Genomic DNA, 1,348 nt, shown 5'->3' with positions numbered 1-1,348 from the left:
GTCCACCGTCACCGCCGGCCCCTCCAAACCGAACGTGTACGCAATACGGCCCGAAATCACACTCGGCGTATTCCCCGTCAGCAAATGCCCCTCCACGCCCTCGGGAACACTCACCAACCCCGTCCCGTAACCAGAAGCCGCCGCCCCCACGAACACACCCGTCGCCGACCCCCGCACACCACCAGGATCAATCCCCGCACGCTCCAAAACCTCCCACGTCACCTCCAACAGCAACCGCTGCTGCGGATCCATCGCCAACGCCTCACGCGGCGAAATCCCGAAAAACCCCGGATCAAAATCCGCCACCCCCGACACAAACCCACCCCCACGCGCATACGTCGAACCCGCACGCACCCCCTCAGGGTCGTACAACCCCTCCACATCCCACCCACGATCAGCGGGGAAGTCACCAATCGCATCCCCACCACCAACCACCAACCCCCACAACCCCTCCGGCGAATCCACCCCACCGGGGAACCGGCACGCCATCCCCACCACCGCCAACGGCTCCTCCACACCCACCACACCCGAGGCACTCACGGCACCCACCGTGGCCGCCGCCCCGGCCACCACACCCCCAAAACCCTCCGCCAACTCCCCCAGCACAAAACCCGCCAACGCCCGAGGAGTCGGATAATCAAAAACAAGCGTCGCAGGCAACCGCAACCCCGTCGCCTGATTCAAACGATTCCGCAACTCCACAGCCGTCAACGAATCAAACCCCAACGCCTTGAACGCCCGACCCGCATCCACCGCCTCAACCGACCCATGACCCAACACCCCCGCCGCAGCACCACGCACCAACTCCAACACCACCCCCTCACGCTCCTCAACACCCAACACCGCCAGACGATCGGCGAGCGAGGAGGCGTTCGGCGTGGGGGCGCCGGCGGCCGCAGTGCGGCGAACGGTGCCGCGCACCAGGTGGCGGAAGACCGGCGGGAGCGCGCCGGCGGCGGCCTGGCCGCGCAGGACACCGAGGTCCACGCGGACCGGGACGAGCGCGGCAGCGGCGGAGGTCATACCGGCGTCGAACAGGGCCATGCCCTCCTCGCGTGACAGCGGCAGCAGACCGCCCCGGGCCATGCGGGTGGTGTCGGCGTCTCCGAGGGCGGCGGTCATGCCGCCGGACTGCTCCCACGGACCCCAGGCCAGCGAGGTCGCCGAAAGACCAAGGCCCCGGCGGTGGACCGCGAGGGCGTCCAGATAGGCGTTGGCGGCGGCGTAGTTGGCCTGGCCGCCGGCGCCGAGGGTGCCGGCCACGGACGAGTACAGCAGGAAGAAGGCGAGGTCCTGGTGCTTCGTCAGTTCGTGCAGGTGGCGGGCGGCGCCGGCCTTCGGACCCCAC

The 1,348-nt window shown here is 69.0% G+C and carries 1 protein-coding gene; it reads right to left on the bottom strand.

Features of this window, described 5'->3' with window-relative positions:
* Positions 1-1,348 (bottom strand): beta-ketoacyl reductase (locus K7G61_RS35830; RefSeq protein WP_225851334.1); only part of this gene is annotated, 1,348 nt, incomplete at both ends.

The sequence above is a fragment of the Streptomyces sp. HPF1205 genome (assembly GCF_020400825.1).
In the GTDB taxonomy this organism is placed as follows: Bacteria; Actinomycetota; Actinomycetes; order Streptomycetales; family Streptomycetaceae; genus Actinacidiphila.
Note: the sequence above shows the minus strand (reverse complement) of the source record. Positions and strands in the feature narration are given on the sequence as shown.